At 71.2% G+C, this 20,515-nt stretch carries 14 protein-coding genes, 3 tRNA genes and 1 pseudogene; 5 read left to right on the top strand and 13 right to left on the bottom strand.

What is annotated here, in order from left to right; all coding sequences use genetic code 11:
- Positions 1-77 precede the first annotated feature (77 nt).
- Complete coding sequence (locus tag ACWDZ7_RS21610; RefSeq protein WP_451798980.1) at positions 78-497, top strand: tyrosine-type recombinase/integrase; 420 nt, start codon at positions 78-80, stop codon at positions 495-497.
- A gap of 30 nt (positions 498-527) precedes the next feature.
- Here the strand turns inward: ACWDZ7_RS21610 and ACWDZ7_RS21605 are convergent.
- Both ACWDZ7_RS21605 and ACWDZ7_RS21600 read right to left on the bottom strand, forming a co-directional pair.
- Positions 528-600, bottom strand: a tRNA-Arg gene (locus tag ACWDZ7_RS21605).
- Between the two features lie 253 nt (positions 601-853).
- Positions 854-944: transfer RNA gene (locus ACWDZ7_RS21600), tRNA-Ser, on the bottom strand.
- A gap of 251 nt (positions 945-1,195) precedes the next feature.
- On the opposite strand from ACWDZ7_RS21600, the gene ACWDZ7_RS21595 reads away from it, so the two are divergent.
- From ACWDZ7_RS21595 to ACWDZ7_RS21585, 3 genes and pseudogenes are all read left to right on the top strand, one after another.
- The gene (locus tag ACWDZ7_RS21595; protein WP_451798948.1) at positions 1,196-1,651 is read left to right on the top strand and encodes an SSI family serine proteinase inhibitor; all 456 of its coding nucleotides are present in this window, start codon (positions 1,196-1,198) and stop codon (positions 1,649-1,651) included.
- A 216-nt stretch (positions 1,652-1,867) separates the two neighbouring features.
- Complete coding sequence (locus tag ACWDZ7_RS21590) at positions 1,868-6,814, top strand: PAS domain-containing protein (RefSeq protein WP_451798947.1); 4,947 nt, start codon at positions 1,868-1,870, stop codon at positions 6,812-6,814.
- 63 nt (positions 6,815-6,877) lie between these two features.
- Positions 6,878-7,209, top strand: a pseudogene (locus tag ACWDZ7_RS21585) (MFS transporter); the annotation flags it as partial.
- Positions 7,210-7,242: 33 nt separating this feature from the next.
- Here ACWDZ7_RS21585 and ACWDZ7_RS21580 read toward each other — a convergent pair.
- From ACWDZ7_RS21580 to ACWDZ7_RS21540, 9 genes are all read right to left on the bottom strand, one after another.
- Positions 7,243-8,892: a long-chain fatty acid--CoA ligase gene (locus tag ACWDZ7_RS21580; protein WP_451798945.1), complete on the bottom strand. Its 1,650-nt coding sequence runs from the start codon at positions 8,890-8,892 to the stop codon at positions 7,243-7,245.
- Positions 8,893-9,064: 172 nt separating this feature from the next.
- Positions 9,065-9,646 carry a SigE family RNA polymerase sigma factor gene (locus ACWDZ7_RS21575; protein ID WP_451517083.1) on the bottom strand — a complete coding sequence of 194 codons (582 nt, stop codon included), beginning with the start codon at positions 9,644-9,646 and terminating at the stop codon, positions 9,065-9,067.
- 231 nt (positions 9,647-9,877) lie between these two features.
- Complete coding sequence (locus ACWDZ7_RS21570) at positions 9,878-10,753, bottom strand: DUF1906 domain-containing protein (protein WP_451798943.1); 876 nt, start codon at positions 10,751-10,753, stop codon at positions 9,878-9,880.
- A gap of 52 nt (positions 10,754-10,805) precedes the next feature.
- Complete coding sequence (locus ACWDZ7_RS21565; RefSeq protein WP_451798941.1) at positions 10,806-11,972, bottom strand: lipid-transfer protein; 1,167 nt, start codon at positions 11,970-11,972, stop codon at positions 10,806-10,808.
- Entirely contained in the window at positions 11,969-12,376 is a 408-nt protein-coding gene (locus ACWDZ7_RS21560) for a MaoC family dehydratase (protein WP_451798939.1), read from the bottom strand. The genes ACWDZ7_RS21565 and ACWDZ7_RS21560 overlap by 4 nt, the downstream gene beginning before the upstream one ends.
- Positions 12,373-13,608, bottom strand: a complete 1,236-nt coding sequence (locus tag ACWDZ7_RS21555; RefSeq protein ID WP_451798938.1) for an acyl-CoA dehydrogenase family protein — start codon at positions 13,606-13,608, stop codon at positions 12,373-12,375. The genes ACWDZ7_RS21560 and ACWDZ7_RS21555 overlap by 4 nt, the downstream gene beginning before the upstream one ends.
- A 1-nt stretch (position 13,609) precedes the next feature.
- Entirely contained in the window at positions 13,610-14,524 is a 915-nt protein-coding gene (locus ACWDZ7_RS21550) for a bifunctional MaoC family dehydratase N-terminal/OB-fold nucleic acid binding domain-containing protein (RefSeq protein ID WP_451798979.1), read from the bottom strand.
- 116 nt (positions 14,525-14,640) lie between these two features.
- Positions 14,641-15,804: an acyl-CoA dehydrogenase family protein gene (locus tag ACWDZ7_RS21545; RefSeq protein WP_451798978.1), complete on the bottom strand. Its 1,164-nt coding sequence runs from the start codon at positions 15,802-15,804 to the stop codon at positions 14,641-14,643.
- A gap of 366 nt (positions 15,805-16,170) precedes the next feature.
- Entirely contained in the window at positions 16,171-16,482 is a 312-nt protein-coding gene (locus ACWDZ7_RS21540) for a hypothetical protein (RefSeq protein ID WP_451798937.1), read from the bottom strand.
- A 417-nt stretch (positions 16,483-16,899) separates the two neighbouring features.
- Here ACWDZ7_RS21540 and ACWDZ7_RS21535 point away from each other — a divergent pair, with 417 nt between their 5' ends.
- The gene (locus ACWDZ7_RS21535; RefSeq protein ID WP_451798936.1) at positions 16,900-17,853 is read left to right on the top strand and encodes a bifunctional DNA primase/polymerase; all 954 of its coding nucleotides are present in this window, start codon (positions 16,900-16,902) and stop codon (positions 17,851-17,853) included.
- A gap of 968 nt (positions 17,854-18,821) precedes the next feature.
- On the opposite strand, the gene ACWDZ7_RS21530 is transcribed toward ACWDZ7_RS21535, so the two are convergent.
- Positions 18,822-18,906: transfer RNA gene (locus tag ACWDZ7_RS21530), tRNA-Ser, on the bottom strand.
- 106 nt (positions 18,907-19,012) lie between these two features.
- Positions 19,013-20,488, bottom strand: a complete 1,476-nt coding sequence (locus tag ACWDZ7_RS21525; RefSeq protein WP_451798934.1) for a S1C family serine protease — start codon at positions 20,486-20,488, stop codon at positions 19,013-19,015.
- Positions 20,489-20,515: the final 27 nt, after the last annotated feature.

Genomic DNA, 20,515 nt, shown 5'->3' with positions numbered 1-20,515 from the left:
GAGGTCGGGCATGGTCAGGGAGGTGGCTAAAGCCGTGGGGGCCTGTCGCCCCCAGCCTCCAGCGGGCCGGCGGTGAGCTGTCGCTCACGGCCACGAAGACCCGTCGCTCCGCACGTCGGCTCGCGCTGCCAGATGAGTGCAGGACGGCATTACGGGCGCGTCGCGCGCAGCAGAGGGCCGACCGGCTGGCGGCCGGTGAGAAGTGGACGGCATCGGATCTTGTGTTCACCACACACCACGGGACGCCGATCGAGCCCCGGAACCTGAACCGCGCTTTCGAGGCGCTGAGCAATCGGGCGGGCATCCGTCAGGTCCGCTTCCACGATCTTCGGCACACCTGCGCCTCGCTCCTGCACGAGCAGGGCGCGGATGCTCGGACGATCACGGAAGTCCTCGGGCACAGCTCCATCCGCGTGACGGCCCAACGGGGTCGCCCGTCGCGATCTAGGACGGTTGCCGCCAACGACTGCCGTCAACGCAAACACAAGAGGCTCTAGCGGTTACCCGCTAGAGCCTCTTGCCTGCTGTGCACTCGGCAGGATTCGAACCTGCAACCTTCTGATCCGTAGTCAGATGCTCTATCCGTTAAGCTACGAGTGCTTGTGCCTTGCGCTTCCGGGGTTTTTTCTGCCCCGTCGGCGTTGCGAGAACAACATTACATGACCTGCGCCGTGAGGCGAAATCCGTTTCCCAAACCTGCTCTGAGCTGGGCAAACGCGCTCCGGACCGCCGGCCGGTCGACCGCAACCCAAGGCCTGACCCAGGTCTGATCCAGGTCTGACCCCACCCCCTGGCCGCCCCCAGAACGACCGAAGCCCCGGTCGAGGACGACCGGGGCTTCGGGCTCACAGCGCGGAGGCGGAGGGATTTGAACCCTCGATGGGCTTGAAGGCCCAAACCGCATTAGCAGTGCGGCGCCATAGACCGGACTAGGCGACGCCTCCAGCTTTCACGCCCTGCGCGAGCGCGGGGGTGCGTGCAGATGATGACACAGCCGGGCGGCGTGCCACCAATCGCGTCCTCCACGGTACTAGTCCCGCGGCCCGCAGAGCAAAGCGTTACCCCGTCCCCGCAACGTCACGCCGCGGACAGCGTTAAAGGCTGTGGATCCACCCGTGGGTCCGCCCGTACGGGGTCCCCTCATACGGGGCCCTATCGCCGCTACCACCGCTACCGCCGACCCGTGGAGCCCCACATGCTGCGTCGCCTCATCCTCACCGCCGCCGCCTCCGCCGCCGCGCTCTCCGTCGTGCCCCTCACCGCGCACGCTGCCCCGCACACCGACACGCCCGCCGACACGCCCGCCGTCGCACCCGCCGAAGCCCCGACCGACCGGCTCTTGATCACCGTTACCGGCTCGGGAGGCGACGGCGAGGGAACGTACGAACTGAGGTGCCACCCCACGGGCGGGACGCACCCGGCCGCGAAGGCCGCGTGCGCGCGCCTCGACGAGGTGACGGTCTACGGGACCGACCCCTTCGCTCCCGTACCGGCCGGCGCGATGTGCACGCGGCAGTACGGCGGTCCCGCCACCGCGCACATCAAGGGGACCTGGCAGGGACGGCCCGTCGACGCGACGTACACCCGCGGCGACGGCTGCGAGATCTCGCGCTGGGACCGCCTCGCGCCGGTGCTTCCCCGCACCTCGTGATGACCGGTGGGGCCGCCGTCTCTATGCGGTGGCCTCCACCCGCCCGTGACCAGGCGGTACTGAAAACTCACATCTTCTGCGTGCGACCTCCCTCTCATCCGGCGTCGCGCGGGTAACCACTCCCCGTAGACTCCCTCCCGTGACACGCCACGGGCCGAGGGGCAAGATGGTCTGAGCGGGTCGGCAAGCAGCGGTAACCAGGGAGGAAGCGTCGTCGTGAGCAGCAGGCCATCCCGAGGCGCTGCTCGCCTCGCAGCCATACTCGACGCGCTCCCGGACGCGCTGGTGCTGGTCAACGCCAACGGCACCGTCGTGAACGCCAACGCGATCGCGCTGGAGGCGTTCGAGACACCGGGCACCGCACTGGTCGGGCGTGGTCTGCTCGATCTCCTGCCGGAGTTCGACTCCCGGCTCATTCCCGGGTCCATGCGGCGCCCGGACACCATCGACGAGCGCGGGCGGACCAAACCCACCCGTATGACCGCGCGGCGCACGGACGGCACCGAGTTCCCCGTCGAGGTCACCAGCTCCCCGCTGGAGGACGGCAGGACCGCGTACGACAACCACGGCTACACCGGCGACGAACTGCTGATGCTCGTCGTACGGGATCTTTCGGGCACCGTGGACACCGAGGCCGAACTCGCGCGCTCCCAGCGGCAGACCGAGATGATCCTGCGGGCCGCGGCCGAGGGCGTCGTCGGTACGGACACCGACGGACGGGTCGTACTCGTCAACCCGGCCGCCGCGCAGATACTGGGCTTCCGGGCGAGCGACCTCGGCGGGCAGGAACTGCACCCGCTGGTCCTCCACTCGCGCGCCGACGGCGAACCCTTCCCCTACGAAGAGTCCCCGCTCGCCGACACACTCCGCTCCGGGCGCAAGCACCGGGTGCGCGGACAGGTCCTGTGGTCCAAGAGCGGCGCCAAGGTGCCGGTCGACCTGACGACGTCACCGGTGCGCGACGGGGACCAGCTGGTCGGCGCGGTGATGACGTTCACCGACCGCAGGCCCTACGACGAGCTGGCCGAGAAGCACGAGGCCGCCCTCGCGCGGCACGCGGAGGAGCTCCGCGCCGCCGCCGAGCAGCGCGCCGAGGAGATCAAGGCCGCCGAGGAACAGCGCGCCGAGGAACTCGCCGCCGAACAGGAGCGGTACGCGGCGCTCGCCGAGCGCGAGAAGGACCGCTTCGAAGAGCTGGCCGAGCGCGAGAAGGCGCGTTACGACGCGCTGGCGGCGCGGCACGAGCAGCTGCTCGCCGTCCTCGGCTCGTCCCTGCGCGGGCCCCTCGACGAGCTGCGCCGCGAGCTGGCCGCCCTGGCCGCGGACGACGCGGGCCAGTTGTGGCCCGAGGCCAACCAGGTCCTGCACCACCTGTCCGCCGGGTACGCCCGGATGACGACGCTGGTCGACAACGTCCTCGGCTTCCAGCGGCTCGACGCGGGCGACGAACAGCTGTCCCTCACGACGGTCCCGCTCGACGCGGTCGTCGCCACGGGCGTGGAGGGCGCGGTCGAGCTGATCGGGCCCGGACGGGCCCAGTTCGCGGTGCACGCGCCGCCGATCGAGGTCGTGGTCGACGCGGAGCGGCTCGCCACGGCGGTGGCTCATCTCGTCGCGGACGTGGCGGGGATCGACGCGACGGGCAACACGCGCGCGGGCGTCGGCGCCGGTGTCGGCGCGGCGGGTGGTTACGTCGACTCGACCATCGTCGTGGCCGCGGCACAGCGCGGCGAGGTCGTCCGCATCGAGGTGCGGGGGCCCTACGCCGGCGGGGACCCAGTGCACGAACCGATCGTGCGGGGCATCGTGCGGGCGCACGGAGGTGTGCTCCAGACGCACGAGGTGCCGGGCATGAGCGGCAGTGCGTACGTTCTTGAAGTACCGATCGGGGCGGGCTCTACGGAGAGCGGCGGTCCCGGAGCGGGCTCTACGGAGAGGGCCGTTTCGCGGGCGGCAGCCCCCGCCGCGGGTGGCTCGGTCGTGGTGCCCGAGCAGGCGACGGCCACCATGGGCGGCGGACGTCGACGGGCTCGGCGTCCCTCTGTGGACTCCTTCCTGGAGAGCGGTGTTCCGGGGGCCACGGACTCCTCCGGCAGCTCCTCCGGTAGCTCCTCCGGTGGTACGGAGACCGGGTCGTCCCCCGCGCCGACCGGCACGGGACGACGCAGGGGCCGGCGCGCCACGGAGGCGACGGCGGCTGCGGCGGCGACTGCGGCTCCAGGGAGCGTGGACACCCTGGACACCTTGGGTGGTGGCTCCGAGGCGGAGGCGGGCTCTTCGGAGACGGTCGGTGGCGCTTCAGGGGTCACCTCGGGTGGCGCTTCGGGCGGTACCGGGCGGCGGCGCGGGCGGCCGAGTGCCGCCGAGGGCGCCGTGGTGACGGCGGCCGAACACGCGGCCGGGTCCGCCGCGTTGGGCCAGACGGTGCCCCCGCAGGGCGTACCGGTGCCCGCGGACGGGACGGGGCGTCGCGCACGGCGGGCCGGTGAGCAGCACGCGCTACCCGCGCTGGCTTCGGGGCCGTCGGAGACGTCCAGCACCACGCCGGGCACGGAACTCGCCACGCCGGGCACGGAACTCGCCACAGCGGGCACGGAACTCGCTGCGGTGGATGCCGCCCACGGCGACGCCGCGCGGCCCACGGGACGGCGAGCGCGACGCGCGCTGGCCGCGGCCAAGGAGCGGGCCGCCGCCGAAGAGGCGAACAGCGGACGCGTCTTCGCGCTGCCCCCGGCCATGGCCGACCGCGGCACGCCTGGCGGCACACCGGGCCAGGATGCCGCTGCGCCGGAAGCCGTGAGCACGGTGGGCCATGCCGTGCTGAATCAGCGCGCGGTGGCCGTGGACCGGGGCGTTGTGGACAAGGGCGTCGCGGGAGCGGCGGCTGCGGGGCAGGGCGCCGTCAGCCCCGGTGGCGTGGGCCAGGGAGCCGCAGGCCAAGGCGGGGGCAGTCACGCTGTCGCCGGGCAGGGAGCTGCTGGCCAGGGTGTTGTCAGCCCGAATGGCCTCGGTCAGACGGGCGTAGGCCAGGGTGCCGCCGGGCCGGGCACTGCCGGGCAAGGGGTCGCCAGCGCAGGTGGCGTGGGCCAAACGGGCGTAAACCAGACGGGCGTACGCCAGGAGACCGCAGGCCAAGGTGATGTCGGCCGACGCGTCGCCGCGCCGGGCACTGCCGGGCAGGGCGTGGTCAGCCCGGGTGGCCTCGGCCAGACGGGCGTAGATCAAGCGGCCACAGGCCAAGGCCCGGTCGGCCATGCCGTGGTGAACCAGGACGCTGTACGCCAGGGCTCCGTCAACGCGGGCACTCCCGGAGGGACGTACCCGGCCGCCCAGGGTGACACCGGGCAGCACGCCACGGCTCCGCACGCCACGACCCCGCACAGCTCGGCCCCGCACGCCACGACCCCGCACAGCTCGGCCCCGCACAACGCAGGCGAGGACCACACTCCGCCGCAGCCGCACCCCGCTCAGGCTCCGACAGGCCGCCGCCGCTCCCGCCGACCGGTCACTGCCAACCCGGCGACTCCGGAGAGCCCCGCGGCTACCTCGACTGGCCCGGCGGCCCCGCGGACCCCCGGCGTCCCGCCGACTCCGGCAGCCCCTTCAGCCCCGGCTGTGCCAGGCCAAGGAACGCCCGCCCAAGGAACCCCCGTCGCACCCGGCGCCCAACAGGACCGCCAGTCCGCCGAGCCCGGATCGCAGCCCGGACCACTGCCCGCGCCGCAGCCCTGGCCCGACGGCACCACGCCGGCCGGCGGCGTGCCCGCGCAGGGCGCTCCAGCGCCCCCTGGAGGCTCCGCGCTCCCGCCCGAGCGCGCCGCGCAGGCGCGGGCGGCCCAGCCGCTGCCCGCGGAGGCCGCGCCCGGCGACCCCAACTCGACGCAGGGGCGCGCCTTCAGCGTGCGTACGCTCGGGCAGGGCGTACCGTTCGGCCAGCAGCTCACCGAGCAGCAGAAGCAGCAGCAAGGCGGACCGGGCGGGGCGCCCGCGCCCGACCAGGGCAACCGGCCGCCGGGCAATGTCCGGACTCCGCAGTCGTCCCCACAGCCCTCACAGCCCTCACGGCTGCCGCAGGCCCCGCTGCCGCCCCATGCCCCGACAGGCCCGATGCCGCAGGACGGCGCCCCCGAGCCACAGCAGGCCCAGGCCGCCGCCCCGCAGTCGCAGACCCTCGGCGGCTCAGGGCGTCGGCGCAGACTGGCCACGCCTCCCCAGCCCGCGGGCGACGAGCGTCCCGAGAACTCGGCGCGCCCGCACCCGCAGCCCCAAGCGCACCCCCAGTCCCGTCTCGGGTCCGCGTCCACGACCGAGGGCGCCGGACGTTCGTACGCCATAGGCGCACCGGACAAGAACGCGGACGAGGGTCCGGAGCCGCTGGACGGCCCCGGCGGCGCGGTCGAGGTCGCGAACCGGCCCCAGCCCCAGCCGATGGACGACGAGCTGCCGCCCGAGCCACTGGACAACCCGCGCCGCCTCCTGGTGTGGCCCGCGCCCGACGTCACCACCCAGCAGGCGCTCAGCGACCGCGGCTACCGTCCGGTGATCGTGCACTCGCGCGAGGAGGTCGACGCTCAGATCGCGGCGTTCCCGGCGGCCCTCTTCGTGGACCCGCTGACCGGACCGATCACGCGCACGGCGCTGCAGTCGCTGCGGCAGGCCGCCGTGGCCGCCGAGGTGCCCGTGCTCGTGACGGCGGGCCTCGGCCAGGCGACGCGCGAGGCGGCGTACGGCGCCGATCCCGCCGTACTCCTGAAGGCCCTCGCGCCCCGCGACAGCGAGCAGCATCCACCACGTGTGCTGCTCATCGAGGAGCACGAGGAGATCGCGCTCGCCCTGACCGCGACGCTCGAACGGCGCGGCATGCAGGTCGCGCGGGCCGCGAGCGACGCGGACGCGGTGACGCTGGCGGCGCAGATGAGGCCGAACCTCGTGGTGATGGACCTGCTCCAGGTGCGCCGCCGCAGGGCCGGAATCATCGACTGGCTGCGCGCGAACGGGCAGTTGAACCGCACCCCGCTGGTCGTCTACACCGCCGCCGTCGACGAGACGGAACTGCCGCGCCTCGCGGCCGGCGAGACGGTGCTGTTCCTCGCGGAGCGCTCCACGAGCACCGAGGTGCAGAGCCGCATCGTGGACCTGCTGGCGAAGATCGGCACCAACTAACAGATCCACGTTGGATACACGTATGAGTGCGCTGATACGTGCACTCATAACTCGTACGTGCACTCAGCGGGACTGTTCGGGCTCTTCGGCCTCGCGGCGAGCCTGGTCGCGCCGCTCGCGGGCGGCCCGTGGACCGCTTCGGCGCGGCGAAGGTCGTGGCGCGTACGGATACGCCCTCGCGGCGGTGTCGGTGCCCCTGTTCTGGCTGGGCGAGGGGGCGCTCTGGGCGCTGTGTGCGGCGGCGGTCGCCAACACCGCCTATGTGGTGGCCGGTTTCGCCTGCGGCGCGCTGGCCTCGGCTCTCGCGGGCAGCGCGTTCACCCCACTGGGGCTGGACGGGCGTGTGCGCGGTCGCCGCCCTGTGGCTGGCGCTCAGGTGGGCGACGACCGCGATACCGGGCCGTGGGGGGGCCGCGGGGCCCGGGGCGTCAGAGCTGCGTGACGTCGAGTTCCCCGTCGGCGTACTGCCGGCGCAGGACCTTCTTGTCGAACTTGCCGACGCTGGTCTTCGGGACCGCGGGGATGATCGCCCATCGCTCGGGGAGCTGCCACTTGGCGATGCTGTCCGCGAGGAAGGCGCGCAGGGCCGCGTAGTCGGCGGTCGCGTTCTCCTTCAGCACGACGGTCGCCAGCGGGCGTTCGCCCCACTTCTCGTCGGGCACGGCCACGACGGCGGCCTCGGCGACATCGGGGTGGGACATCAGGGCGTTCTCCAGCTCGACCGACGAGATCCACTCGCCGCCCGACTTGATGACGTCCTTGGCCCGGTCGGTGAGGGTCAGGAAGCCGTCGGGGCTGATCACACCGACGTCGCCGGTCTTCAGCCAGCCGTCCTCGCTGAACTTGTCCTCGGGCCTGAGCAGCTCGCCGCCCGCGCCGCCGTAGTAGGCGCCCGCGATCCAGGGGCCGCGCACCTCCAGCTCACCGGCCGACTCGCCGTCGCAGGGCAGGTGCTCGCCACCGGGACCGACCAGGCGGGCCTCGACGGCGGCGGGGAAGCGGCCCTGCGTGAGCCGGTAGCGGAACTCGTCGTCGGTGCCGATCGCGTGGGCCGGCGGGTGGGCGACCGTGCCGAGCGGGGAGGTCTCCGTCATGCCCCAGGCGTGACAGACCCGCATGCCGAGGCGGTCGAACGCCTCCATCAGCGACGGCGGGCAGGCCGCGCCACCGATGGTGACCTGCGTGAGCGAGCCGACGTCACGCGGCTTCGCGGTGAGCTCGGCCATCAGGCCCTGCCAGATGGTGGGGACGGCGGCCGCGTGAGTGGGCCGCTCCGCCTCGATCATCTCGGCGAGCGGCGCGGGCTGCAGAAAACGGTCCGGCATCAGCATGTTCACGCCAGTCATGAGGGTGGCGTGCGGCAGCCCCCACGCGTTCACGTGAAACTGCGGAACGACCACCAGGGTGGTGTCCGCGTCGGTCAGCCCCATCGACTGGGCCATGTTGACCTGCATGGAGTGGAGGTAGATGGAGCGGTGGGAGTAGACGACGCCCTTGGGGTCGCCGGTGGTGCCGGAGGTGTAGCACATGGCGGCCGCGGCGCGCTCGTCCAACTCGGGCCAGTCGTAGGCCGTGGGCTTGCCGGCGAGCAGCTCCTCGTACTCGTGTACGCGTACCTGCGCGCCCGCCAGGAGCGAGCGGTCGCCGGGGCCCGAGACGACGATGTGCTCGACGGTCGTCATCTGCGGGAGCAGCGGCGCGAGCAGGCCGAGGACGGAGCCGTTGACGATGATGACGCGGTCGGCGGCGTGGTTGACGATCCACGTCAGCTGGTCGGCGGGCAGCCGCAGATTGAGGGTGTGGAGGATGGCGCCCATGCAGGGCACCGCGTAGTAGGCCTCGACATGTTCCGCGTTGTTCCACATGAAAGTGGCGACCCGCTCGTCGTCCGTGACGCCGAGGTCCTCGCGCAGGGCGTGGGCGAGCTGGGCCACGCGCTCACCGATCTCGCGGTAGCTGCGGCGCTGCGGTGCACCCTCTCCGGTCCAGGTGATGATCTGCGAGGTCCCGTGCACGGTCGAGCCATGCCGGAGGATGCGGGTGACGGTCAGCGGTACGTCCTGCATCGTGCTCAGCACGGCGTCCTCCTGGGGCGACATCGCCTACGCGGCAGTACTCGCCTGCGCGGCAGTAAGGGTTGCGGCTGATTCTGCGCGCATACCGCTTGGTATGTCACTACTCCAGGGGATGATCGATCATCGACTCGCAGAGGTGGGCGCCTCGGCGACCCGGTCCGGTCTCCCCGCGTGCTCAGCGGACCGGCGTCAGCTCCGGGTCCTCGCGCAGCTTGCCGAGCGCGCGCGACACCGCGCTCTTCACCGTCCCGATCGAGACACCGAGCACCTCGGCGGTCTGCGCCTCGCTGAGGTCCTCGTAATACCTCAGGACGACCATCGCCCGCTGCCGGTCCGGCAGCTTCATGATCGCGCGCCACATCGCGTCGCGGAGCACCTGCTGCTCGGCCGGGTCCCCGACCGGCGTCACCTCGGGCTCCGGCAGCTCGTCGCACGCGAACTCGTCGACCTTGCGCTTGCGCCACTGCGACGTACGCGTGTTCAGCAGGGCGCGGCGCACATAGCCGTCGAGCGCGCGATGATCCTCGATCCGGTCCCACGCGACATACGTCTTGGTCAGCGCGGTCTGCAGCAGGTCCTCGGCATCGCTCGGATTCGCGGTCAGCGAGCGGGCGGTGCGCAGCAGTACGGGCTGGCGTGCCCGTACGTAGGACGCGAACGACGGGTACGCGAAGGGCCCGGTGGCCCTCGTCGGGCCCGTGCCCCGCGTCGCGGCCTTCGATGCGCTGGTGCACACGGACACCATGGATGCGGTCATGGCTCCACGCTAGAAGCGCCCCCTACTTCGCGGATCGGCCCCAAGTCCCGAAACGGTGTCCGCCTCAGGTTGTACGAGTGGGGCCGGCCCCACCTCCTACAGGTGGAGGAGGCGGAGCACACCCCTGAGGGTTCACCCCTGAGAGCACCGTGGACACACGGGCACACGGGCACCGCCGACACACGGGCACACGGGCACACGGGCACACGGGGCACCGGCAGGCGGGGCCGTCTAGCGGATGCGCGCCACGGGAGCGTGCATCAGATTGCGGTCGATCGTCATCGTGCGCCCAGCGTGCCGTTCCCTCACGTTCCCCGCGTACTGGTGGATGCGCCGCCCCGGGTTCCAGGCGTTCCGGCGCAGCGAGGGCTCGCGGTAGAGGTGCGGCCGGGTGTTCCAGCGCGCGAACCACATCACCGACGGCAGATCCCGCACGCCCGCCCGCCGCGACAGCTCCATGTGCCGTACTCCGGAGCCGGCGCTGCTGTAGAAGCCGGGGATGTAGCCGTGCCTGCGCACCTCACGGTCCCAGGACCGTACGAAGGAGAGCGTGGTGCGAGCACACGCCTTCTGCCGGTAGGAGTACGCCTCCATGTCCAGGTAGAGCGGGCTGCCCCTGCGGATGCTGACGGCCTTGGCGCTGCGCACCGCGTCACGTGCCTCCCGCTTCCCCTGACTCCAGGGGTGCCGTCCGATACGGACTCCCTTCTTGTGCTTGGCGATGACACAGGGCGACTGCGAACCCACGTACAGCGGGAGCACCCGCCACCCCATCCGGTCCACCGCGCGTGTCCAGCCGCGGTTCAGGTTCGGCTGGCGCTTGCACGCCCGGCCGCGCCCCCCGTAGTAGACGCCCACGGCGCCGTACGGGGAGTACTGCCAGCGCCGCATCGTGTCGAGGGTCGGGGCGATGCAGGTGTCGAAGGCCCGCCCCCGGTAGGTCGGCGCCTTGGCCAGCAGCTCGGCGGATTCCGTGGTGTCGGGCCAGGCGGCGTCCTCGCGCGCGTCGGCGGGGGCCGCCTTGGCGCCTGGTGGGGACGCGGTCAGATCGAGGGCCAGGACCGCCAGCGCGAGGACAAGTCCAATGATCAGTTTTTGGAGACGCATACGGCGAGTGAACGGCCCCGCGCCTCATCCGAGCCGGGGACACGCGCCGCGTTCAGCCGTCCGACCCCAGAATCAGCCCCGATGTGGGGACTCCCGTGCCCGCGGTCACCAGCGTGCGCGCGGCGCCTGGTATCTGGTTCACGGACGTGCCTCGTATCTGTCGGACGGCTTCCGCCACGCCGTTCATGCCGTGCAGATACGCCTCCCCGAGCTGCCCGCCGTGCGTGTTCAGCGGCAGTCGCTCTTCGGCCACGAACCCCGCGGCCTCCCCCGGCGCGCAGAACCCGAACTCCTCCAGCTGCATCAGTACGAACGGCGTGAAGTGGTCATAGAGGATGCCGACGTCGAAGTCGGCCGGGGCCAGCCCCGACGTGCGCCACAGCTGCCGGGCCACGACGCTCATCTCGGGCAGGCCGCTCAGATCGTCGCGGTAGAAGCTGGTCATCTGCTCCTGCGCCCGGCCCGCTCCCTGGGCCGCCGCCGTGATCACTGCAGGAGGACGCGGGAGATCGCGGGCCCGCTCCACGCTCGTGACGACGATCGCCTGGCCGCCGTCCGTCTCCTGGCAGCAGTCGAGCAGCCGCAGGGGCTCGACGATCCAACGCGACGCGGCGTGCTCCGCGAGCGTGATCGGCTTGCCGTGGAAGTACGCGGCGGGGTTGGTGGCCGCGTACTTCCGGTCCATCACGGCCACATGGCCGAAGACGTCCGGAGTCAGCCCGTACGTATGGAGATAGCGCTGGGCCGCCATCGCCACCCAGGAGGCGGGGGTCAGCAGGCCGAACGGCAGGGACCAGCCGAGCGCCGCGCCCTCGGCGGACGGTTGCCGCTGCTGCACTCCTGAGCCGAATCTGCGCCCCGACCGTTCGTTGAACGCGCGGTAGCAGACAACGACTTCGGCCACTCCGGTCGCCACCGCGAGCGCCGCCTGCTGCACGGTGGCGCAGGCCGCTCCGCCGCCGTAGTGGACGCGGGAGAAGAAGGACAGCTCTCCTATACCGGCCGCCTGGGCGACCGTGATCTCCGGATTGGTGTCCATGGTGAAGGTGACCATGCCGTCGACGTCGGCGGGGGAGAGCCCGGCGTCGTCGAGCGCCGCCCGCACCGCCTCCACGGCCAGCTTGAGCTCACTGCGCCCGGAGTCCTTGGAGAACTCCGTCGCCCCGATACCGACGATCGCGGCCTTGCCTCCGAGACCGTCACGCGTACGGACACTCATGCGGCGCCTCCTGCGGGAAGGGTCACGGTCACTGTGCCGGTGACGTGCTTGCCGATGCCGTTGGCCCCGACGACCTTGACGGTGGCTGTCTCGCCCTCGGGTGCGGTGTCGACCTCTTCGACCGTGCCCGTCAGCACCATCGTGTCCCCGGGGTAGTTGGGCGCGCCGAGACGTATCGCCACCTTGCGCAGGATGGCTGTGGGGCCGAAGTGGTCCGTGATGTACCGACCGACCAGGCCGTTGGTCGTCAGGATGTTCATGAATATGTCGGGGGAGCCCTTGGTCCGGGCCAGCTCCGCGTCGTGGTGCACGTCCTGGTAGTCGCGGGACGCGATGGCACCGGCGACGATCAGGATGCGGGTGATCGGCACCTCCAGCGACGGCAGCTCCTCACCTGTCCTCATACCGGCTCCCCCTTCGTACGCTGTCCCACTCCCCAGCTCCCTGACTCCCCGGCTCCCCGGCTCTCCTGCCACCTGCTCCCTGCCCCCTGCCCCCTGCCCCCTGCCCCCTGCCTCCTGCCTCCTGCCTCCTGTGACGCCAATGCCGCTTGCTCCGCCTCTGTGGCCAGCAGGCCCCCCAGCTCCTCCAGGACTTCGCTCCCACACCCCAAGTACGCGTCCAACTGCCGCCCCCACAGGAAATGCCGGTGCACGGGATGGTCGAGGTCGGCGCCCATGCCGCCGTGCAGATGCTGGCCCGCGTGCACGACGCGCTTGCCCGCCTCCGACGCCCACCAGGCCGCGGTCAGCGCGTGCGTGCCGTATGGGAGGCCCTTGTCGCGGCGCCAGGCCGCCTCGTAGGCCGTGACCCGTATCGCCTCGGTGTCCATATGGGCGTCGGCGGCTCTCAGTTGGACGGCCTGCTTGGCGGCGAGCGGACGGCCGAACTGCTCCCGCTCATTCGTGTGGGCCACGGCGCGGGCCAGGGACCCCGCGCACACCCCGGCCTGCAACCCGGCGAAGGCCGTCCGCGCGCTCGCCCGCACGTCCTCGTACGCCTCCGCCCCGCCGATCCGCTCCCCGGGCGTCCGGTCGAGGACCAACCGCCCCGCCGACCAGGGCGCGGTCAGCTCGACGGACTCCACGCGCGCACCCGCCACCGACACCATCCACAGGCTGCGGTCGGCCGCGGCCACCAGCACATGCGTGGCGTCCCTCAGCCATGGCACCCACGGCACAATGCCCCGGAGCACACCGTCGGGCTCCCCGGCGAGCGCCCCGCCAAGCACTCCTCCGTGCTCCCCGCCGGGCTCGCGGGGCGTGGCCACCTCCACACCGCTCCGCGCCGGAAAGGCCCCCGTGGCCACCACCGTGCCCTGCCGCAGAGCGGGCAGCAGTCGGCCCCGCTGCTCCTCCGTGCCGTGTGCGGCCACCGCGAGGAGGCCATAGACACAGCTCGCCGCGAACGGCACCTGTGCCGTCGTCCGGCCCTGCTCCTCCAGCAGCAGAACGAGCCCCAGCAGCCCGATGTCCTCCACCGCACCCGGCAGCCCCGCCGCGCACAGCGCCTTCCACAGCTCGGCGTCGGAACCGGTCCCCGCCGCCGCGAGCCGCTCCGGTGTGGCCAGATCGCCGAAGATCTCCCTGGCCAGGTCCCGTGCGGCCGCCTGCTCCTCCGTGGGCGTGAAGTCCATGTCAGTCCTCGTCCCCAGCGCCGTCGTCCCGAGCGCGGAACATCGGCAGCTCCAACTCCTCGTCCACTCGCCGATATTCGAGCCGCACCGGCATCCCGATCCGCACCTTGTCGTACGGCACCCCGATGACATTGCTGACGATCCGCACGCCCTCCGCCAACTCCACGAGCCCCACTGCGTAAGGGGGATCGAAAGCCGGGAAAGGCGGGTGGTGCATCACCACGTACGAATAGACCGTGCCCTCGCCGCTCGCCTCGACCGTGTCCCACTCGGGTGAACCGCAGGCGTTGCAGCCGGGCAGCCACGGAAAGCGCAGCTCACCGCAGCCGTCGCAGCGCTGGATCAGCAGGCGGTGCGCGGCGACGCCCTCCCAGAAGCCCGCGTTGTCGCGGTTGATCACCGGGCGGGGGCGCTTGCCCTTCGGCTTCCGCGTTGTCGGCGCGTACTTGAGGATGCGGAAGCGGTGCGTCCCCGCGAGTTCGCCGCCTGCCCTGATGTCCATCCGCGTGGTGACGAAGTGGCCCCTGCCCAGCTTGGTCGTCTTGCGCTCCGACACCGACTCGATCACCGCGTCGAAGGTGATCTCGTCGCCGGGCCGCAACGCCCGTACGTACTCCTGCTCGCAGTCGGTGGCGACCACCGAGGTGTACCCCGCACCGTCGAGCAGCGCCAACAGCTCGTCATACGCGTCGGAACGTCCCTCGTGCCCGGAGAGGCCGCCCATCGTCCACGCCTGCAGCATCGTGGGAGGCGCTATGGGGTCCGCGCCTCTGTACGCGGGGTTGGTGTCGCCCATCGCCTCGCACCAGTGCCTGATCATCGGTTCGTTGACCGGGTCCTTGCCGAGGCCGGCCTCCGCCGCAGCCTTGCCCTCGAACGCCTTCAACTCCTCGTACGTCAAGTCCTTGGACGCCAACTCCTCGTACGTCGTCTCCTCGTACGTCGTCTCCTCGTACGTCGTCTCCTTGTACGCCAACTCCTCGCTCGCCACCTTCTCGTACGCGCTGCCCTGCGGAGTGCCTGCCTTGCCGCTCACCGACGCCCCCTCCGCATGCCGAGCCGCATCGTCGCGACGATCTCCCGCTGCACCTCGCTCACCCCGCCCCCGAATGTGTTGATCTGCGCGGCCCTGTTCATCCGCTCCAGCTCACCGTCCCCGAGCCCACCCGGCGAGCCGGCCCGCACAAGCCCCGCCTCGCCCGCGATCTCCTGACATATTCGGTACACCTCGACGGCCGATTCGGTTCCCACGAACTTCACGCCGCTCGCGTCGCCGGGCGTCAGCCGGCCCGCCCCCACATCACCCACCAAACGCCAGTTGAGCAGGCGCGTCGCCGCGAGGCGGGCATGTGCCTCGGCCAGTCTCGACCGGACCCACGGTGCGTCAATCCGGCGCTCACCAGTCACCGGATCGGGTGTGCGTGCGAGAGTCAGCGCCGCCGCGTAGAAGTCCTCGGCCTGCATGCCGATCGCGGCGAGCGCCACCCGCTCGTGGTTGAGCTGGTTGGTGATGAGGCCCCAGCCGCCGTTCTCATCGCCGACGAGGTTCGCGGCGGGAACCCGGATTCCGTCGTAGTAGGTCGCCGTCGTCGTCAGGCCGCCCACGGTGTCGATCGGCGTCCAGGAGAAACCGGGCGCGTCGGTCGGCACAAGGATGATCGAGATGCCCTGATGCTTGGGTGCCTCGGGGTCGGTGCGGCAGGCCAGCCAGATCCAGTCGGCGTTCTGCGCGTTCGAGGTGAAGACCTTCTGGCCGTCGATCAGCCAGCCGTCCCCCTCCCGCACCGCCCTGGTCCGCAGCGAGGCCAGGTCCGTGCCCGCCGACGGCTCGCTGTAACCGATGGCGAAGACCAGGTCGCCGCTGAGGATGCGCGGCAGGAAGGTGGCCTTCTGCTCCTGGGTGCCGTACTTCATGAGCGTCGGCCCGACGGTGTTCAGAGTGACCATCGATACGGGCGCGCCCGCACGGTACGCCTCGTCGAAGAAGACGAACTGCTCGTCGGCGCCGCGGCCCTGTCCGCCGTACTCGACGGGCCAGCCGAGCCCGAGCATGCCGTCCGCGCCGATGCGCCGCAGCACGCCGCGCTGCCGCGCCGGGTCAGCGCTGTCGGGCGGGCCGTCGGGCATCACGTCCCGGAAGTAGGCGCGCAGTTCGGCACGGAGTCTTCGCTGGCGTTCGGTGGGGGCGAGGTGCACGGTGGCGGCCTCTCCATCTCGTACCGGCAAGGGGTTCTGACCGTCGGAAAACCTCGACAGCTCCGACAGCTCCGGCCACTCCGACAGCTCCGGCCACTCCGACAGCTCCGACAGGTCCGACAGCTCCGACAGGTCCGACAGGTCGACAGGTCCGAGCGCGCTGCGGACGCTACGGACGCTGCAGACGCCGACGGGACGCACCTGACTGTCCGTCAGGTAACGCGGCCATGTCAATAGACCGCACCTGTGCCCCGCCACCGGACACACCTGTGCGGCGACACCTGAGCGCCGCCGCACAGGGGGCCCGTCACACCCCACGTCTCGAACCCCGAGGAGCCGTCCCAAGCGGCTCCAGGGGGTGTCGGCTCACCAGAGGTTCGTGAAGTTCACCGTGATGTTGTCGTTCGACTGGCTGATCGCCGTGAACCCCGGACCGTTCACCTGGGCAGTGTTGTTCTGGTTCCAGGCGCCGTCACCGACGGCCTGCTGCTGCGTGGTGGTCGAGTTGCCATGGTTGTCGCCACCGACGCCGCTGCCGTCCACGGTCGCCACACCCGCGTTCGATCCATCGTTCGCGAAAGCGCCGTTGTCGGCCATCGCCGTACCCGAGAAGAGCGCGGCCGTCAGAGGCAGAGCGGCTGCGGCAGCGATGACGCGAGCGGTACGGATGCTTGCCATGTCTATTCCTCCAGAACAGGAGATACGCGCCGGCGGTGAGCCGGGAGTACCAAGAGAAAAAGCGGCTGGTCCAAGGGAGTCGGCTGACCACCTCGGATTGCTGCACGACGTCGCGGCATCAGGGTCGCCCAGCGAATCCCCGGCGAACCACCCTGGAAGCCCCGATTCCCTCGCAAGCGTGAGGACATGACGATAAACATGCTTCGTACCTCGAACCGCCGGCCCGGCACCGCGTCGACCGCCCGCACACCGTCCGCCGCCCGAGCCGGATCCAGGCGCCCCATGAGGAGAAGCGTTCCTCCAAAAGCCGTCGGCATCCTTAAGAAGAGGGCGCTTCCCCGCTGCGGTCCTCACTACCCGAGCCGTTCCAGGCCCGCGCCCCTTCCCTTCTTCGAACGCACGTACGAAAATGGCGCCATGGCCACCACCGACCGCCATGCCACTACCCTCGCGCTCGCCCACGCCCTGTCCGCCGCCGAGCGAGGCCTCGCGGTGATCCCGCTCTCCCGTAGCAAACTCCCGGCCCTTCGCTCGCCCCACCACGAAGCCGCACACCACGAAGCCGCACACCACAAAGCCGCCCATCAGGAGGCCGCCCACTACGAAGCCGCACACCACGGAGCCGCCCAACGGGCAGCCCCCTGCCATGGCGAGTGCGGCCGCCTGGGCCACGGCGTGTACGACGCGACGACCGACCCGCGGCGCATCCGTGAACTCTTCGCCGCCGCCCCCTGGGCCACCGGTTACGGCATCGCCTGCGGGCTGTCCCCGCACTATCTGATCGGCGTCGACCTCGACACGAAATCCGGCGCGGACGCGCCCGCGGCCCTCCGCGCACTGGCACTGCGCCACCTCTTCACGATCCCCGAGACCGTCGTCGTGACCACGCCGAGCGGTGGCCGCCACATCTGGCTGGCGGGGCCACCCGACACCGTGGTCCCCAACTCGGCGGGCCGGCTCGCCCCCGGCATCGACATCCGCGGCGCGGGCGGCTACCTCGTCGGACCCGGCTCCCGTACCGAACACGGGGTCTACAGCACCGTGCCCGGCACCGCCCAGCTACCGCCCGCACCCTGTCCGCCCGCGCTGCTGCGCCTGCTGACGCCCCCGCCCCGCGCGCACCACCCGGCGCCCCCGCGGACCGGTGAGGCGGCGGCCCAGCAGGGCCAGGGACTCGTACAGTTCGTCCTCGCGGCGCACGAGGGGCAGCGCAACACCCGCCTCTTCTGGGCCGCCTGCCGCGCCTACGAGAACGGCATCGGCGAGTTCCTCACCCCCCAGCTCACGGACGCCGCCCTCCGCGTCGGCCTCACGCACCGCGAGGCCCACTCCACGATCGCCTCGGCGGCACGCCTGACAGGGTGTGGGTAAGGGGCGCCCTCAATTGCCGACGCCCCTTACAGACAAGCGGTGGGCGCGGAATGCGCCGACCTGCACGAGCTACCCGCTCATCAGCACCGCGGGTCTACGGCTTACCTGCTGTTTCCCCGCCCGAGGACTCGCCGCGCCCCACCCTGTGGATCAGGGGAACGAGAACGGCGACCACGCCGGCGGCGGTTCCGATCGGGGCCGCGAGACGCGGGAAAGCCAGCACCAAGGCCACGACCCCGAGCCCGACCGCGACAACGCCGCCGATCAGCAGCCCCCGCCGCCGCGGCAGCACGGCGGCACGGACGCGCGGGACGGGCGGGACGAGAGGGCCGGGCGGGACCAGTGGGACGAGCGGGACGGGTTCGGCACTACACGGCTGACAGGACTTCCTGAAGTGCGCGCTTTCAGCGTTAGTGGGTACCGTCATGACTGACCTCTCTGAAGTGGGGTCAGGGCGGCTCCCGTGCCAGCGGGGGCCGCCTTTTTGCGACCACGCCACCCGTCAGCGGCAATAGTGACAGCGCGTGAGCCCGTCGCCAATCTGCTTATCAACAGGGCTTGTGGATAACCCGCCTATCACTGTGTATACCTAGCGGAAAACTGTGTACGACTCGGTGGACAACGCAGTGCGAGGGCCCACAAGGTAACCCACAGGAGCGGTCTGAGCTGGCGTTTCGCTGTCCCCAGACTGTGGATCAGAAGTTTTCTCCGATGCAGGGCGATATCACTGCTAGTGAGCACGGAAGGCTTGATTCCGTTCTTATTCTATACGCGTAGAACAGAAGGAATAAGGGTGCCCATAGTGTCGAACGCAGATAATCACCCTTTCGGTCCCCCGCCCATGCGTGGCCCCATGAACGGAAGGGCGCGAACCCTGACCGGGTTCGCGCCCTTTGACCTGCCACTTCTCTGGCCTGCTACTTCTCTGGCCTGCTACTTCTCTGGCCTGCTACTTCTCTGGCCTGCTGCGGTGGGTGTGGGATTTGAACCCACGGTGACTCGCGCCACGACGGTTTTCAAGACCGTTCCCTTAGGCCGCTCGGGCAACCCACCCCGCGCCGGCCACCGGAGACCCGGGACGGCGCGGGGACAAGACTAGCGGGTCGGTCCGCCGTCGGAGCAGCGGCTCAACAGCCCAACGGCTCAGCGGCTCAGCGGCTCAGCTGTCGCCCTTGCGCTGGCCCAGCGTCACGTCGACCGTGTGCTCCTTGCCGCCGCGCTCGTAGGTGATCTTGACCGTGTCGCCCGGCTTGTGGGTCCAGATCTGGCCGATCAGGGTCGGGCCGCTGTCGATCACCGTGTCGTCCAGCTTCTTGATGACGTCACCGGGCTTGAGGCCCGCCTTGTCCGCCGGGCCGTTCGGGGTGACCGCCTGGGAGCCGTTCGCGCCCTCCTGGGAGATCGTGGCGCCGTCCGAGGAGTCCTGCCGCAGCGAGACCGAGGCCCCGATCACGGGGTAGACCGGCTGGCCGGTCCTGATCAGCTGCTGGGCGACGTTCTTCGCCTGGTTCACCGGGATCGCGAAGCCCAGGCCGATGGAGCCCGACTGGCCGGAGCCGCCGAGGCCGCCGCTGTCGGCGGGCTTGATCGCGGAGTTGATGCCGATGACCGCGCCACGCCCGTCCAGGAGCGGGCCGCCGGAGTTGCCGGGGTTGATGGAGGCGTCGGTCTGCAGGGCGCTCATGTACGAGCTCTTGCCGCTCTGCCCGCCGTCGCTGGAGGTCACCGGACGGTTCTTGGCGCTGATGATGCCCGTGGTGACGGTGTTCGAGAGGCCGAAGGGGGCGCCGATCGCGATCGTCGAGTCGCCGACGGCCACGCGGTCGGAGTTCCCGAGGGGGAGCGGCTTCAGGTCGCCCGGGGTGTTCTTGAGCTTGACGACCGCCACGTCGTACCCCTCGGCGCGGCCGATGACCTCGGCGGCGTACTTCTTGCCGTTGGAGAACGTCGCCTGCAGCTTTCCGCCTTCGGCGGCCGAGGCCACCACGTGGTTGTTGGTGAGGATGTGGCCCTGCTTGTCGTAGACGAAGCCGGTGCCCGTGCCGCCCTCACCGCTGCCGCTCTGCGCCTCGATGGTGACGACGCTCGGCAGCGCGTCGTTCGCGATCTTCGCCACCGAGCCCGGCTCGCGCTTCAGGTCGGCGGGCGTGTCCGCGGCGGAGACCGTGGTCGAACCGGTGTCGTTGTCGTCCCGCTCGGCAGCCCAGTAGCCGACGCCGCCACCGACGCCACCCGCGATCAGGGCGGCCGCGAGCACCCCGGCGACCAGGCCGCCGCGCCGACGGCCGGGCTTCGGCTCCTGCGGCTGGTACGAGGCGCCCCAGCCGGAACCAGAACCCGAACCGGAGCCGTCACCGGAGGCGTACGACGGCACAGCAGGCGGCGGCGGAGGCGGCCACACACCACCACCGGCAGGACCAGCAGGACCGGCAAGGCCCCCAGGACCCCCAGGACCGGCAGGGCCCCCAGGCCCTCCAGAAACCGCAGGACTGGCACCAGCGGGACCCGCAGCAGCACCAGCCCCCTCAGGAACACCCTCACCAGGAGAGCTCGCGGAAACAGCGGGAGCGTCCACCGGCACAGGAGGTGCGGACGGGGCCTGAGGTACCGCGTTGCCCTCGTTCTCGGTGTTCACAGCTCTTCTCCTCGGTCCATGCTGTCG

This window comes from Streptomyces sp. NPDC003032 (genome assembly GCF_053591415.1).
This window is presented reverse-complemented; position numbering and strand designations above follow the sequence as displayed.

Bases quoted from the DNA above. Each gene is read 5' to 3' on its own strand.
- ACWDZ7_RS21560 (WP_451798939.1), bottom strand. From the start codon at position 12,376: ATGAGGACAGGTGAGGAGCTGCCGTCGCTGGAGGTGCCGATCACCCGC.
- ACWDZ7_RS21555 (WP_451798938.1), bottom strand. From the start codon at position 13,608: ATGGACTTCACGCCCACGGAGGAGCAGGCGGCCGCACGGGACCTGGCC.
- ACWDZ7_RS21565 (WP_451798941.1), bottom strand. From the start codon at position 11,972: ATGAGTGTCCGTACGCGTGACGGTCTCGGAGGCAAGGCCGCGATCGTC.
- ACWDZ7_RS21570 (WP_451798943.1), bottom strand. From the start codon at position 10,753: ATGCGTCTCCAAAAACTGATCATTGGACTTGTCCTCGCGCTGGCGGTC.
- ACWDZ7_RS21595 (WP_451798948.1), top strand. From the start codon at position 1,196: ATGCTGCGTCGCCTCATCCTCACCGCCGCCGCCTCCGCCGCCGCGCTC.
- ACWDZ7_RS21540 (WP_451798937.1), bottom strand. From the start codon at position 16,482: ATGGCAAGCATCCGTACCGCTCGCGTCATCGCTGCCGCAGCCGCTCTG.
- ACWDZ7_RS21535 (WP_451798936.1), top strand. From the start codon at position 16,900: ATGGCCACCACCGACCGCCATGCCACTACCCTCGCGCTCGCCCACGCC.
- ACWDZ7_RS21575 (WP_451517083.1), bottom strand. From the start codon at position 9,646: ATGACCGCATCCATGGTGTCCGTGTGCACCAGCGCATCGAAGGCCGCG.